This is a genomic window from Bacteroides sp. AM10-21B, from assembly GCF_003472565.1.
GTDB lineage: Bacteria > Bacteroidota > Bacteroidia > Bacteroidales > Bacteroidaceae > Bacteroides > Bacteroides propionicigenes.
Genome location: NZ_QRME01000002.1, coordinates 159541 through 174615, shown reverse-complemented (window position 1 = coordinate 174615; position 15075 = coordinate 159541). Strand labels below are relative to the sequence as shown.

Here is a 15075-nt window from a genome sequence, read left to right as displayed (position 1 = left end):
TCTAAAAGGTTATGATTAATAACTGTAAGCTGCAAAAATAAGATATTCTTTTACTTGGTGCAACATTATGTGGCGAAAAGTTTGCTTATAGTTTTAGTAAGTTCTGTATAAGGTGGGTTTAGTTGCTTTTATTGTTATTTGGCTTTCAATATCTACCAAAATAGAGACTGTGTTTTTTGAGTAATAAAATAGATTTGATATTTTTGTATGAGAATAAAGATTGTTTAAGTATGGTATATATTGAGACTCCCCGCTTACTATTGCGTGACTGGAAAGAAGGAGACTTCATCTCTTTTGCAGAGATGAACAAGAGTCCGGCAGTGATGGAATTCTTTCTACATCCTTTATCTGAGGAAGAATCCCGTAGTCTTTTTGACACTGTCAGGGATGAGTTTCTTTGGTATGGCTATGGAGCATATCTTGTCGAGCAGAAATCGGATGGAGCTTTTGTGGGCTTCACAGGTTTCCACAACTTCGCTTTTGATGTAGACTTTGCTCCGGGTATTGAAATCCTTTGGCGACTGAAGCAGGAGTATTGGGGGCAGGGATATGCCACTGAAGCGGCAAAGGCATGTTTAATCTATGCAAAGGAGCATCTTCCATTTTCTACAGTCTACTCCTTTACTTCGTTGCTCAATAAACGTTCGCAGCGTGTGATGCAGAAAATAGGAATGATGCCGGAGAAGACTTTTCAGCATCCGTCCGTAGTCGACGGGCACCCGCTGAAAAAGCATATACTCTATAAGTCTTTGTTGTAACCCCTTGTATAAAAGTAAAGCGGGGAAGCCTCCATTAGAAGACTTCCCCGCTTTAATAAGTTTACCGCAAGTAAATTACTTACGCAAGCCGAGTTCCTGAACAATAGCACGATATCTGTTGATGTCGCGGTCTTTCAGGTAGTTCAACAGCGCACGGCGCTTACCTACCAACATTGTCAAGGCTCTTTCTGTACTATAATCTTTTCTGTTGAGCTTCATGTGCTCAGTCAGACGAGCAATACGGTATGAAAACAATGCTACCTGAGATTCAGCTGATCCCGTATCAGAGTTAGACTTTCCGTATTTGCCGAAGATTTCTTGCTTTTTAGCAGCGTCTAAATACATAATGTTTAATTAAAAAGTTGATAATTCTTTTCTCTTTCGAGCGTGCAAAGATAGATATTATCTTTTATATTGCAATGATATTCAGCAAAAAAATCTTTTCTCTGTGATGTATATACTGTAAAATTCGTACCTTTGCAGCCAAATAATAGGTATTGTATGCAAAATATTAGAAACATTGCAATTATTGCCCATGTAGACCATGGAAAAACGACACTTGTCGATAAGATGCTTCTGGCAGGAAATCTCTTCCGCAGCAACCAGAGCACAGGTGAATTAATGTTGGATAACAATGATTTGGAACGTGAACGAGGGATAACAATCCTTTCCAAGAACGTTTCTATCAGCTATAAAGACACGAAGATTAATATTATTGATACTCCGGGGCACAGCGATTTCGGTGGTGAGGTGGAACGTGTATTGAATATGGCAGACGGATGTATCCTGTTGGTGGATGCCTTTGAAGGTCCGATGCCGCAAACCCGTTTTGTGTTGCAGAAAGCTTTGCAGATTGGTTTGAAGCCTATCGTTGTTGTCAACAAGGTGGACAAGCCCAACTGCCGTCCCGAAGAGGTTTATGAGATGGTATTCGATTTGATGTTCAGCCTGGAAGCTACGGAAGACCAATTGGACTTCCCCGTTATCTACGGTTCGGCAAAGAACAACTGGATGAGTACAGACTGGCAGCAACCGACGGACAACATCTATGCGTTGCTGGACTGCATTCTGGAAAACATTCCGGCTCCTACACAGTTGGAAGGTACGCCGCAGATGCTCGTTACTTCACTGGATTACTCCTCTTATACGGGCCGTATTGCCGTAGGCCGTGTACACCGCGGTACTTTAAGGGAGGGCATGAACGTGTCTTTGGCTAAGCGTGACGGCTCAATTGTCAAGTCGAAGATTAAAGAACTGCACACCTTTGAAGGTATGGGCCGTGTGAAGGTTGCGGAAGTTTCTTCCGGTGACATCTGCGCGCTGGTAGGTATCGAAGGGTTTGAAATCGGAGATACGATTTGCGATTATGAGAACCCCGAAGCATTGCCGCCTATCGCCATCGACGAACCGACCATGAGTATGCTGTTTACTATCAACGACTCTCCGTTCTTCGGCAAGGAAGGCAAGTTCGTTACTTCCCGTCACATTCACGACCGCTTGATGAAGGAGCTGGATAAGAACCTTGCACTCCGCGTACGCAAGAGTGAGGAAGATGGAAAATGGGTGGTTTCCGGTCGTGGCGTGCTTCACCTTTCCGTATTGATTGAGACAATGCGTCGCGAGGGATATGAATTGCAGGTCGGACAACCGCAGGTAATCTTCAAGGAGATAGACGGCGTGAAGAACGAGCCAATCGAGGAGCTTACAGTCAACGTTCCCGAAGAATATGCCAGCAAGATTATCGATATGGTAACCCGCCGTAAAGGTGAGATGGTGAAAATGGAAAGTGCCGGTGAACGTGTGAATCTTGAGTTCAATATGCCGTCACGCGGTATCATCGGTCTGCGTACAAATGTGCTGACGGCTTCTGCCGGAGAGGCTATCATGGCGCACCGTTTTAAGGAATACCAACCCTATAAGGGCGAAATCGAACGCCGTACCAATGGTTCTATCATTGCCATGGAGTCGGGTACGGCTTTTGCTTATGCCATCGATAAGTTGCAGGACCGCGGTAAGTTCTTTATTTTCCCGCAGGAAGATGTGTATGCCGGACAAGTTGTAGGCGAGCACTCTCACGATAATGACCTTGTAGTGAATGTAACCAAATCCAAGAAACTGACCAATATGCGTGCTTCCGGTTCTGACGAAAAGGCTCGTCTGATTCCGCCCGTGCAGTTCTCTTTGGAAGAAGCGCTGGAATACATCAAGGAAGACGAATACGTGGAAGTCACTCCCAAGTCCATGCGTATGCGTAAGGTTATCTTGGACGAAACAGAGCGTAAGCGCGCCAATAAGAACTGATTATACAGTTTTAGTTGTTATATATAGAAAGGAGTGCTTCACCGAAAGGTGGGGCACTCCTTGTATTATCACTCTATGTATTTCACTTTGGCCGCATTTCTTGGTTTGGCGGCAGGCGCTTCGTCCGGATAGCCGAAAGCGATGCAATAGAGCAATTTGTAGCCTTCGGGAAGCTCCAGCTTTTTAAGGTATTCTGCAGCTTCGGGCGTATCGACCATAAAGCGTGTGGGACTTGCCAGACAGCAGGAACCTATTCCCATAGACCAGGCAGCCAATATCATGTTTTCACCCAGCAGGCCGCAATCTATTTGTGAACAGTCATAGGAAGTGTCATTCCCAATGAATACTACCGTAGGAGCATTGCGGAACATATTCTTGAAGTCAGGGTCTTCTGCCGCTTTCGGATTCTTCTGTTTGAAAATTTCGCTCACTCCGTTCAGGAATTCCGGGTTGTCCACCACACGTACTGCCCAAGATTGTTTGTTCTGTCCGTTGGGGGCGTTGATGCCGCAATCTAAAATAACTTTCATCGTATCTCGATTCACCGCTTCCGGTTTGTACTTGCGGATGCTGCGGCGCGACATAATCGTTTCGATTACCGCTTCCGAATTGCTCTTTTCCGTAACTGTGCTTTCATTCCCTTTCTGTACCTGCGGTCCGCATCCGGACAGCATCAATAGGCTTGCGCCTAACAGCATTAACTTTAAACTCTTCATATTCTGTGCTATATTAGTGATTCGCTTCTTTGCAAATCTAACAAAAAAAGCGGCTTCCGAAAACGGAAGCCGCCTTAAAAATATGTAATCCGGTTTTATTAGAGTTTCGGACCGGCAGCAACCAAAGCCTTACCGGCTTCGTTACCTGTGAACTTAGCGAAGTTCTTGATGAAACGTCCTGCCAAGTCTTTTGCTTTTTCTTCCCACTTGCAAGCACATTCGTAAGTGTCGCGAGGATCAAGAATCTTCGGATCAACACCCGGCAATTCTGTCGGAACAACGAAGTCGAAGTAAGGAATGACTTTTGTCGGAGCCTTGTCGATAGAACCGTCAAGGATAGCGTCGATGATACCACGAGTATCTTTGATAGAGATACGCTTGCCGCTACCGTTCCAACCGGTGTTAACCAAGTAAGCCTTAGCGCCAACCTTGTTCATCTTCTTAACCAGTTCTTCTGCATATTTAGTAGGATGCAAGCTCAAGAAAGCAGCACCGAAGCAAGCAGAGAATGTCGGAGTCGGTTCAGTAATACCGCGTTCCGTACCGGCCAACTTAGCTGTGAAACCGGACAGGAAGTAGTACTGAGCTTGTTCCGGGTTCAGAATAGATACCGGAGGCAATACACCGAAGGCATCAGCTGACAGGAAGATTACCTGATGAGCGTGAGGACCCTTAGATACCGGCTTAACGATGTTGTTGATGTGATAGATAGGATAAGAAACACGAGTGTTTTCAGTTGTACTCTTATCAGCGAAGTCAATCTTACCGTTAGCGTCAACAGTTACGTTTTCCAACAGAGCGTCACGCTTGATAGCGTTGTAGATATCGGGTTCGCTATCTTTGTCAAGGTTGATAACCTTAGCGTAGCAACCACCTTCGTAGTTGAATACACCTTCGTCATCCCATCCGTGTTCGTCGTCACCAATCAACAGACGTTTCGGGTCGGTAGACAAAGTAGTCTTACCTGTACCTGACAGACCGAAGAAGATAGCAGAGTCAGTACCTTCCATATTAGTGTTGGCAGAGCAGTGCATAGAAGCGATGCCGCGAAGCGGGTTCTTGTAGTTCATGATAGAGAACATACCCTTCTTCATTTCACCACCGTACCAAGTGTTCAGGATAACTTGTTCGTTAGTCTTCAAGTTGAATACAGTAGCTGTTTCAGAGTTCAGACCCAGTTCCTTGTAGTTGTCAACTTTTGCTTTAGAAGCGTTGAATGATACGAAATCAGGTTCTCCGTAGTTGGCAAGTTCTTCAGCTGTCGGGCGGATGAACATGTTAGTTACGAAGTGAGCCTGCCAAGCTACTTCCATGATGAAACGTACTTTCATACGAGTAGCTTCGTTAGCGCCACAGAAAGTATCTACAACGAACAGACGCTTGCCGCTCAGCTCTTTTACAGCTTTAGCTTTCAGGTCAGCCCATGCTTCTTCAGAGCAAGGTTTGTTATCGTTTTTGTATTCTTCAGAAGTCCACCATACAGAATCCTTGCTGGCTTCGTTCATTACAAAGAATTTATCTTTAGGAGAACGTCCGGTATAGATACCGGTCATTACGTTCACAGCACCCAGTTCAGTTACTTGACCTTTTTCGAAGCCTTCCAGACCCGGTTTGGTCTCTTCAGCGAACAATACATCATAAGACGGGTTGTGGATAATTTCCTTCACGTCTTTGATACCGTACTTGCTTAAATCTAAATTTGCCATTTCTTTTAAGATTTTTAAAATTGGTATTTGGTTTATAATCTCTTTCTTTTACCTTATTGCAAGGGGGCGAATCTATGAAAGAACGCACTTTTCAGTAAGACCCTTGTTTTTGCGACTACAAAAGTAATACTTTATTTTAAAAGAAACATCCAATTAGAGAAATTTTTCTGTAATAGGAAATCTTTTATAAAACCATAACAATATCTGCAAACTGAATGTTGCAAATTAAGTGGAAATCGTTTACTTTGCATTTCTATTCTATCAATATACGGAATAACCAATACATATTAATCTGATAATAAACGAATGAAAGTTATCAACTTTGCCGAGACTAACTCAGTCTTGAATCAATACGTGGCGGAAATACGCGACGTGCAAGTGCAGTCCGACCGTATGCGTTTCCGCCGGAACATCGAACGTATCGGTGAAATTATGGCGTATGAAATGAGTAAGGAACTGACCTATTCAGAAAAGCAAGTGCAAACACCGCTGGGGATAGCCCCTGTCAGCACTTTCGATGATGATGTGGTGATTGCCACCGTTTTTCGTGCGGGGCTTCCTTTGCATACCGGCTTCTTGAATGTATTTGACCGTGCAGGCAATGCTTTTGTTTCCGCTTACCGCTATTATAAAGATAAGGAGTGCCGTACGGTGGATGTGCACATCGAGTATATCGCCACTCCCGACCTTTCCGGCAAGACGCTGTTACTGGTTGACCCGATGCTTGCCACGGGCGAGAGCATGGAACTTGCATGGAAGGCTTTCCTTACCAAAGGCACGCCCGCTAAGTTGCAGATTGCCTGTGTGATTGCCAGCCAACAGGGGGTAGACCATTTGCAGAGACTTTTTCCGGGGGATGAAGTCTCTTTGTGGTGCGGCGCCATCGATCCGGACATGAACGAACACTCCTATATTGTTCCGGGATTGGGTGATGCCGGAGACTTGGCATTCGGGGATAAGTTGTAGTCCGTATTGCCTTATTTAGCCCAGAACAGCTTCTCCGTATAGGTATCCTTATCCGCTACATCCTTATAGTACGGATTATAATTCACTTCCGTGCTTGGGTATCTCCAGCGGTTCGGCACATTGGGAATAGTACCCGAGACTTCCGGGAAGACCAGTCCCGAAGGATAGCCTGTACGGCGGATATCACTCCACGCTTCGCGGCTGGCAAGGAAGCCGAAATGCAGCCATTTCTGCGTTATGATGGCATCCAGTTTGTCTGCATATGCCGTACTGTTCCATTTGGCATTGGCAAAGTCCGCAATCTCTTCATTGGCAGGAGCCTCGTAACGGCGGCAGTTTTCTCCCGACCCTATTGAGTCATAATAGTAATACAGTGCGATGGATTGGCTGACAGCCGTTTTGAATTCCTCTTCCGCTTTCGCCATATCCTGTGCCACGCCATATCCCATGGCATAGGCTTCCGCTTTCAGGAAGTGTATTTCGGGTGAAGCTATTATCAACATATCGAATTTGTCGTTTTCCCAGAAAAAGCCTCTTTGCGTAATCTGTGAGAATCCCTTGTTGGCGGTATTCACTTCATCCTGTGCTTGGGCGTTGTAATACTCCGTCAGTTCGTCTGCCACAGTGAGGTCTGTGCCGAGATAGCGGTGCTCGTCCACTTGTCCGGTTTCACGGTTGGTGATGGTGACGGGGTTGTAGTTCAGCAAGATGCGGGGATCGTCTTCGCCTTTGATGTAGACGCCGCTTAGCGGATCATTGCCGGTCATGTCATAGTTGCCGTGACTTAGCATACGGTCTATGACAGCGCCTGAAGCAAGGCGGTTTGTAACCCAGTCGCCCAATCCGCTGCCGGCAGTGAAGTTCAGCTGTCCGGACTTTTGGTTGATGATGAAGATGTTGTTCTCCTGTTCATCCACCAGCGGATAGTCGGCGGGATTTTCCAATATCTCTTTGATGGTTGCGCGGCCTTCCTCCTGCAAAGCCCCCTGTGCGGCTACGCGTATGGCAAGGCGCAAGCGCAGAGAGTTTGTATAGCGTTCCCATTTATCCATATCCCCTAAGTTGATGAAATCCTGAGTACTGAAATTCTTCGGTGTGGTTACCGAACGGAAACGCGGGGCTGTCTCTTTCAGTTCGCTAAGTATCGTTTTATAAATATCTTCCGCCTTGTCATAAGGAGCGTAAGAACCGTTTACGTCGTTAGTCAGCGGCAGGGTACACGCTTTGGAGAAGGGCATATCTCCGAAAATGTCCACTGTTGCGGCAAAAAAGTCGTACAGTTGCACTTTGGCTGCCAGCATAAAGGCTTCGTCCTGTGCTTTTTGGCTGTCGTTCTCTTCATTGTACAGTGATTCCATTTTGCGGTATTGCATCATTGCCGAGTACAGATTATCCCATTGCCCGTCTATGGCAGGCGCATATCCGGGACTGTACATGCTGCCGGAGTTGCTATATCCGAATGTCTGTGCATACTTGCCTACAAATTGTGAGTCGAAACCGAAGAACCGTCCGTACTCATAGACATCGTAATCTTTCACTTTTTGGAAAACTCCCACCATCAGGTTGCTGATAGTGACTTGATTGACCTTTGAAGGATCTTCGTACTTGCTGTCGAAGTCAGAATCCGTACAGCCGGAAGCAGCCATCAGCATAGCTCCCGATAAAACGAATGCCCTTATATGTATCTTTTTCATATCCATTGTCATTAACTTTCAATTCTTAATTTTTCAATTCTCAATTTTCTAAAAACTTGCCCGTAACGAGACGCCGAAATTACGTGTTGCCGTAGTGGAGCCGCCCACTACCGCTTGGCTTGCCCAAGATGTTCCTACGGAAGATTCTGCGTCGTAGTTCTTCAGCGCTTTGTAGAAGTAGAACAGGTTGCGGCCGAACACCGAAACACTTAGCCGCGTCATGCCCAGTTTGGAAACCAGCTTTTCCGGAAACTGGTAGCCGACAGTCAATTCGCGCAGCTTTACGTATGTATTGTCGAATACCGAGTGGTGGTACGTATATTGTTCGGGTTGAGTACCCCAGTTGTAGGTCTGGTTGTAGTAGTATCCGGCAGGGATGATGCGTGTGTTCTTCTCGCCTGTGGAAGCCACCACACCCGGCAGAATAACGCCGTCGTGGTAAATCACTTCTCCGTTAGGGCCTGCACCGAGTGAAGGGTCTACCTGTACAGGCACACCGCTGGCATTGTTGTTGCCCGGATAGTAGTAAGACAAACCGCCATGTTCCGTATCGCGGTATTGCAGCGATTCCGGTGTCAGACCCGATGCGGTGGAGTATTGGTACATTTCATTGATGACATCGCCGCCGATGCGGAAGTCGATGCTGAAATCCAAGAATATGTTCTTGTAGGAGAATGAACTGAACAAACCGCCTACACCGTCAGGGTTGATGTTACCCACTCTCTGCAGGTCCGTCTGGTTCAAGTAAAGGCCTTTGTCCGATACCAGATAATCGCCGTTTTCGTTCACTTGGGGCACTTGTACGTAGATGTCACCCATCGGACGGCCCTCTACGGCTTGTATCTTGGCTCCGCCACCGCCTATATTGGATATTTCGAGGTAGGGTACGCCCTCGGCAAGTTTCACAACCTTATTGCGATAGATGCCGTAGTTGGCTGTTAAGTCCCAGCGGAAGTCTTTGGTCAGTATCGGCGTGGCGCTTACGGAGATGTCCCATCCTTCATTGGCCACCTCTCCCACATTCATCAGCACATACTTCACGCCCGAAGTAGAGGGTTGGGGGGTGGAAAGTATCTGGTCTTTCACGCGGTTGTTGTAGTACGATACATCGAAGCCCACGCGGTTGTTGAGGAACTTGCTTTCAAATCCTATTTCGTATTCATACTTCTTTTCGGGTCGGATGTTGGCGTTGCCCCATGAAGAAGGCACATAGTTCCATGTGAAGCCGTTGTCCGAACCTTGTTCGTAGATGACGTTGGCGGCATACGTTTCCGGTGCGTTGCCTACGATGCCGTATGAGAGACGGAGTTTGCCGTGATTCCACCACGCCGGCATACGGAAAGCGTTGGAGAACAGGAAGCTGAGGTTGGCTGATGGATAGAAAAAGCTTTGGTCTTTCAGCGTGGACGAACGCTCCTGCCGTCCCGTCAGTTCGAGAAACAGGTAGTTGTCCCATCCCAGACTCAGCGTACCCATATATCCCGTTTTCAGCAGTTCCATACGCTGCAGCGTGCTGCTGGCAGTGTAACGGCTGGCGTTTAGGTCGAACCAGTTTTCCGTAACCAGACCGCCGTTGGTGGAAACGCGCATATTGTTCATGTTTTCGTAACGTCCAGTCCAACCCAGCGTGGCGGCAATGTCGAAGCGGCGGATGTTATAGTTGAAGTTCAACATTACATCACCGTACACGATGTCGTAGCGGCGGTTGATGTTCTGGAAACTGCCGCTGGGGTCGTATAGTGAGTTGGGGCGCTCCGTTTCATACTCCAATGTTTGCTTGGTGTCCGTGATGTCCGTGGCGATTTGTGCACGGAGGCTCAGCCAGTTGGTTATCTGCCAAGTGGGACGTATCATACCGATGAGGCGGTTCTCCGTCTCCTTGCTGTGGTGGTGATACATATTCCAAAGCATATTCGATACGCCGTTCAGATATCCGGGGTTGTAGGCCCATGCCTCGTCCGGCGTAAGTGTGGCGTCACCGCCTATGGCGTATGTGTTGCGATAACCCAGACTGGTGACATAGCTCTGCTTCAGGTAAGGAATATCCATGAAGGACGAAAACATATTGCTGAAACTTCCGTACAGGTTCAATGACGTTTGCGGACGGTCTTTTACGTCCTGTATGATGTAGTTCAGCGAGTATTCCAGCGTCAGCGGCTTGGCGAGTTTGTAAGAACCCGTCAGTTTGAAGTTGTGCTTTGTAAAGCTGCCCGTCAGCGCATTCGGCATTTCGTCCATAAAGGTGTAGGAGAATCGGTTGCTGCTTGTCTCCGTACCCTGCGAGATGGCGAGGTTGTACGTCTGGTTCCAGCCCGTGCGGAACAACTCCTTCCACGGATTGTCCGTAGCCGGCAGGTAGGGGCGGACTTTGCCGTCCCAATACAGCACATCGCTTCCGTCGTATTTCGGACCGAAGGACATGGTAGTGTTATACAGGCTTTTGTAGCTTTCGCCGTTCATGGTGCGCTGGTAGAAGCCGCCGGTCTGTTTCTCGTAATCACTGTATTCCGTATTGTAACGCCCCGGTCCGTACGATGTTTGCACTTTCGGCAGATAGGCGGGCAGGTTGGCGGTTACCTGTGCTGTGAAGTCCACCGTCAGCTTGCCGCTTTTGGCACGCTTGCTGGTGATAACTACCGCACCGTTCGCCGCTTCCGAGCCGTAGAGTGCTGTGGCAGAAGCGCCTTTCAGCACACTGACGCTTTCAATGTCTTCCGGATTGATGTCTACCAGCCCGTTGGAACGTATCTGCCCGTCGTTGCCGAATTCGGCGAAGTCGGTGCTTTTGCCCGTTCCGCCGTTGCGGATGGGCACACCGTCCAGAATGATAAGCGGTTGGTTGTTTCCCGTGATGGATGTCAGCCCGCGTACATTGATGGATACTGCGCCGGCAGAACCGCCCTGCGTCTGTGTGATGCGGATGCCCGGCGCCTTGCCGTACATGGCGGATGCGAAGTTGGTGGCTCCCGCCTTTACTATCTCGTCCGATTCGATGGTGCTGACGGCGTAACCCAGTCGTTTGGTATCTTTCTTGATGCCCATCGCTGTGACAACCACCTCTTTCAGTTGCTGCGAGTCTTCTCTTAGAGTCACTCTCAAATCGCCTTGCTTCTTGCGCTTTGCCAGCCTGATTTCACGGGTGGCATAGCCCATATAGGCTATGGATAGCGTTGCGTCGGCGGGTACTTTCAGTGTAAAGTTTCCGTCCACATCCGTAATGACACCGTTGTTAGTGCCTTTTTCTATGACACTGGCGCCGATAAGCGGTTCGCCCGTCACATCTCTTACAGTACCTTTGATAGTTTTAACCTCTTGTGCATAGGCGTTTCCCGCAAAAAGAAACGCCAATGCCATACCCATAATAACTAATCCCTTGTGAAGGTGCAGCTTCCAATGCGAAGCGTCGCCCCATTCTCTCTTAATGAACTTCATATTTCTACAATAATTATTGCCTTGTATAATTAAATCCGTTGGAATTTTTGCAGATAATATGGAGCAAGCGGTATGCCAAAACGGGATGCAGTGGCCTTATGCCGATTTATATAGATGATATTCAGTTATTTATTCTTTTATAAATACTTATAATATATGTATGTGTGGTGTGGATAGTTGTGGAAAAAGTCTACAAATGTGTGCCATGATTCCACAGTTACCCTTCGTGCTTTTCTCCGGGAAACAGCATGAAGAATGTTGTTTTGCCATATGCAAAATGTGATAATGCTTCGTCCTTTTCTTCGTCCCGCAGTTGCGGGCCGAACAGCCCGCATATGGCAACCGCGCGGCCTGCAGTTGGCAACTATAGAGCCCGCAGCTGGAAAACGAGGTTTTGCTATGTGTATATCGTGGTTTTATATCGTGCTTCGTTGTATTTGGAACGAAGCGTTGTGATGTTTCACTATACCTATTGGGGATATAGAGGCATAAAAAAGCCCCTTCCACTCGCTATCCCCCATGAATAAAGGGATGTGGAGGGTGGAAGGGGTATGAGTATAAATTGGATTCCTGTTCTGTGAAGAGTTATTTCACTTCCCAAGTATCATTTGTCATCAGCAGTTCTTCGAAGTTGTGGTATTTCTTCTTGGCGGATACTTCTTCGATTTGAGCATGTACGGCATCATCGTAAGTCGGAGCTTCCACATCGCGGATTACACCGAGGGCAATCGGGAAGTCGGGACCTTCCATCAAGGCGAGTTTCAGTTGCAGGGTGTTGTCCTCGCAATGAGCGTCGTGGATGAGGATGTCCTTTTCCGTAATACCGTTTTCACCGAGTTTCACCACTTTCAGTCCAAAGCCTTCCTGCATCAGCCCGTATTCGTTGTTTTCGCCGAAGAGCATAGGCTTGCCGTGTTCCAGATAAATGGCGTTCTTGGCGCGGTCTTCTTTTTTGGCAACAGAGTCGTGTGTGCCGTTGTTGAAGATTACGCAGTTCTGGAGAATCTCGCAGACACTCGTACCTTTATGGTTGTAGGCGGCTTTCAGAACCTCTATTGTTCCGGCTGCATCCGTGGCTACGGCACGTGCGAAGAAATGTCCGCGTGCACCGAAACAGAGTTCTGCCGGCTGGAACGGGTCTTCTACCGTACCGTAGGGAGATGATTTGCTGACGAAGCCGCGGGGAGACGTCGGGGAGTATTGTCCTTTTGTCAAACCGTAGATGCGGTTGTTCAGCAGAATCATGTTCAGATTGATGTTACGACGGTTGGCATGGATGAAGTGGTTGCCGCCGATGGCAAGCCCGTCACCGTCTCCGCTCACCTGCCATACGGCGAGTTCCGGATTAGTGACCTTACAACCCGTAGCGATGGCTGCGGCACGTCCGTGGATGGTGTTCATGCCATACGTATTCATGTAGTGGGGCAGACGGCTGGAGCAGCCGATACCTGAAATTACCGCTGTCTGATGAGGCGGTACGCCGATTTCGGCCATAGCCTTATGCAGAGATGCGAGGAAAAAGTGGTCACCGCAACCCGGACACCAGCGGGGTTGCCCTTTCTTGAAGTCTTTTGCTGTATATTCGCACATAGTTCTTTTCGTTTTTAGTTTTTGATAATCTCCTCAAATGCTTGTACTAACTCGTTTACCAAGAAGGGCTGACCTTTCACTTGGTTGAACTGATAAGGAACGAATCCGTCTACTTTCATACGCAGGTATCCGGCAAACTGTCCCATATTCTGTTCTGCCACCACTACTTTCTTGTAGCGTTTCATCACTTCCGCCGTATTCTTGGGCAGCGGGTTGATGAACTTGAAGTGGGCGAGGGCTACTTTCTTGCCGGCTGCACGAAGTTCGTCCATCGCAGCGTGCAGATGACCGTAGGTACCGCCGAAACCGACAATCAGCAGGTCGGCATCGTCCTTGTCGCCTTCTACCTCTACGTCGGGTACTTCGATTTTTGCAATCTTCTCGGCACGCAGACGGGTCATCAGGTCATGGTTTTCCGGGTCGGTGGAGATGGCGCCTGTCTTGTTGTCCTTTTCCAATCCGCCGAGGATGTGGGTGAAGCCTTCTGTTCCGGGGATAGCCCAATAGCGGCTGCCGGTCTTTTCATCACGTTGGTAGGGTGTCCATGAACCCTGCATTTCGGGACGTACGTAAGGAGGAACGATAACGGGATAATCGGCAAGCTTGGGCAACTTCCATGCTGCCGATCCGTTGGCAACGAAAGCGTCTGTAAGCAATACGACGGGAGTCATGTGCTCCAAAGCTATTTTGGATGCCATATAGGCGCATTCAAAGCAATCTGTCGGTGAGGTGGCGGCAAGTACGGGCATAGGGCTTTCGCCGTTGCGTCCGAAGAGCACTTGCAGCAGGTCGGTCTGTTCGGACTTGGTGGGCAGGCCTGTTGCCGGACCGCCGCGCTGTACGTCGAGTACTACCAGCGGCAACTCCATAATAACGGCGAGGTTCATCGCTTCCGATTTCAGACAGATACCCGGTCCGGAAGTGGAAGTAACCGCCAATGCTCCGGCAAAGGATGCTCCGACGGCAGAGGCGCAACCGGAAATCTCGTCTTCGCACTGTACGGTCATTACGCCCAGTGACTTGTGTTTGGAGAGTTCGTGCAGCACATCGGTTGCGGGAGTGATGGGGTAAGAACCCAAATACAGCTTCAAACCGGCTTTCTCGGCAGCGGCAATGAAACCGTAGGCTGTGGCTTTGTTGCCTGTGATGTCCATATAGCGTCCGGGCGTCTTTACCTTACTTTCAATCTTGTAAGTGTGGGCAACGGATGCGTGGGTATTGTGTCCGTAGTCGTATCCGGCGCGGATAACTTTGATATTGGCTTCTGCGATTTCGGGCTTCTTGGCGAATTTCTCGCGGATGAAGTCTTCGGCTATTGTCAGGTCGCGGTTGAACAGCCAGCATACCAGTCCCACTGCGAACATATTGCGGCACTTCAGCATGGATTTGTTGTCCATACCCGTGTCGGCAAGGCAGTCTTTCACCATTTTGGAGATAGGGGCGGCAATGACATCCTGTTTGATTCCCATTTCTTCGATGGGGTCATCTGTCTTGAAAGCTGCCTTCTCCAAATCCGACTTCTGGAATGCGTCCGTATCAATGATGATACATGCGGTAGATTTGGCAAACTTATATTGCGTTTTCAATGCAGCGGCATTCATTGCTACCAGCACATCGCATTTGTCACCGGGGGTATAGACCTTGTTTGCACCGATATGCACCTGAAAACCGGATACACCCGTCAGCGAACCTTGCGGGGCGCGGATGTCTGCCGGATAGTCAGGGAATGTACTGATGTCATTACCTACCGTAGCCGAAACTGTTGAAAAGATGTTGCCGGCGAGTTGCATACCGTCGCCGGAGTCTCCGGAGAAGCGGACTACCACTTGCTCCAGTTCTTTGACCATCATGTCGTTTGCCATAACTTACGAATTACTATGTATTATATTAGAAAAGTTACATTGTTATTTTG

10 protein-coding genes are annotated in these 15075 nt (G+C 48.2%); 3 read left to right on the top strand and 7 right to left on the bottom strand.

The genetic code is table 11. From position 1 onward, the window contains the following. Positions 1-230: 230 nt before the first annotated feature. On the top strand, positions 231-758 hold the full coding sequence (locus DW121_RS02815) for a GNAT family N-acetyltransferase (RefSeq protein WP_118322993.1): 528 nt from the start codon (positions 231-233) through the stop codon (positions 756-758). 75 nt (positions 759-833) lie between these two features. Here DW121_RS02815 and rpsO read toward each other — a convergent pair whose 3' ends face one another. Next, entirely contained in the window at positions 834-1103 is a 270-nt protein-coding gene (gene rpsO, locus DW121_RS02810; RefSeq protein WP_117710389.1) for a 30S ribosomal protein S15, read from the bottom strand. 156 nt (positions 1104-1259) lie between these two features. Here rpsO and typA point away from each other — a divergent pair, with 156 nt between their 5' ends. Then, positions 1260-3059: a translational GTPase TypA gene (gene typA, locus DW121_RS02805; protein ID WP_118322992.1), complete on the top strand. Its 1800-nt coding sequence runs from the start codon at positions 1260-1262 to the stop codon at positions 3057-3059. 68 nt (positions 3060-3127) lie between these two features. Here the strand turns inward: typA and DW121_RS02800 are convergent, their stop codons facing one another. Both DW121_RS02800 and pckA read right to left on the bottom strand, forming a co-directional pair. Continuing rightward, the gene (locus tag DW121_RS02800) at positions 3128-3775 is read right to left on the bottom strand and encodes a nitroreductase family protein (RefSeq protein WP_117710387.1); all 648 of its coding nucleotides are present in this window, start codon (positions 3773-3775) and stop codon (positions 3128-3130) included. Positions 3776-3873: 98 nt separating this feature from the next. Beyond that, positions 3874-5481, bottom strand: a complete 1608-nt coding sequence (gene pckA, locus DW121_RS02795; protein WP_117710386.1) for a phosphoenolpyruvate carboxykinase (ATP) — start codon at positions 5479-5481, stop codon at positions 3874-3876. A 306-nt stretch (positions 5482-5787) separates the two neighbouring features. On the opposite strand from pckA, the gene upp reads away from it, so the two are divergent. Next, positions 5788-6447, top strand: coding sequence for a uracil phosphoribosyltransferase (upp, locus tag DW121_RS02790; RefSeq protein ID WP_009122161.1), 660 nt, complete (start codon positions 5788-5790; stop codon positions 6445-6447). Between the two features lie 11 nt (positions 6448-6458). Here upp and DW121_RS02785 read toward each other — a convergent pair whose 3' ends face one another. The 4 genes from DW121_RS02785 to DW121_RS02770 form a co-directional block, all read right to left on the bottom strand. Continuing rightward, complete coding sequence (locus DW121_RS02785; protein ID WP_117710385.1) at positions 6459-8153, bottom strand: SusD/RagB family nutrient-binding outer membrane lipoprotein; 1695 nt, start codon at positions 8151-8153, stop codon at positions 6459-6461. 36 nt (positions 8154-8189) lie between these two features. After that, on the bottom strand, positions 8190-11573 hold the full coding sequence (locus DW121_RS02780) for a SusC/RagA family TonB-linked outer membrane protein (protein ID WP_118322991.1): 3384 nt from the start codon (positions 11571-11573) through the stop codon (positions 8190-8192). Positions 11574-12158: 585 nt separating this feature from the next. Continuing rightward, positions 12159-13163, bottom strand: a complete 1005-nt coding sequence (locus DW121_RS02775; RefSeq protein WP_009122165.1) for a 2-oxoacid:ferredoxin oxidoreductase subunit beta — start codon at positions 13161-13163, stop codon at positions 12159-12161. A gap of 14 nt (positions 13164-13177) precedes the next feature. Further along, positions 13178-15025, bottom strand: coding sequence for a 2-oxoacid:acceptor oxidoreductase subunit alpha (locus tag DW121_RS02770; RefSeq protein ID WP_118322990.1), 1848 nt, complete (start codon positions 15023-15025; stop codon positions 13178-13180). Positions 15026-15075 lie beyond the last annotated feature (50 nt).

Bases quoted from the DNA above. Each gene is read 5' to 3' on its own strand.
- DW121_RS02770 (WP_118322990.1), bottom strand. From the start codon at position 15,025: ATGGCAAACGACATGATGGTCAAAGAACTGGAGCAAGTGGTAGTCCGC.
- rpsO (WP_117710389.1), bottom strand. From the start codon at position 1,103: ATGTATTTAGACGCTGCTAAAAAGCAAGAAATCTTCGGCAAATACGGA.
- DW121_RS02785 (WP_117710385.1), bottom strand. From the start codon at position 8,153: ATGACAATGGATATGAAAAAGATACATATAAGGGCATTCGTTTTATCG.
- upp (WP_009122161.1), top strand. From the start codon at position 5,788: ATGAAAGTTATCAACTTTGCCGAGACTAACTCAGTCTTGAATCAATAC.
- DW121_RS02800 (WP_117710387.1), bottom strand. From the start codon at position 3,775: ATGAAGAGTTTAAAGTTAATGCTGTTAGGCGCAAGCCTATTGATGCTG.
- DW121_RS02815 (WP_118322993.1), top strand. From the start codon at position 231: ATGGTATATATTGAGACTCCCCGCTTACTATTGCGTGACTGGAAAGAA.
- DW121_RS02775 (WP_009122165.1), bottom strand. From the start codon at position 13,163: ATGTGCGAATATACAGCAAAAGACTTCAAGAAAGGGCAACCCCGCTGG.
- pckA (WP_117710386.1), bottom strand. From the start codon at position 5,481: ATGGCAAATTTAGATTTAAGCAAGTACGGTATCAAAGACGTGAAGGAA.
- DW121_RS02780 (WP_118322991.1), bottom strand. From the start codon at position 11,573: ATGAAGTTCATTAAGAGAGAATGGGGCGACGCTTCGCATTGGAAGCTG.
- typA (WP_118322992.1), top strand. From the start codon at position 1,260: ATGCAAAATATTAGAAACATTGCAATTATTGCCCATGTAGACCATGGA.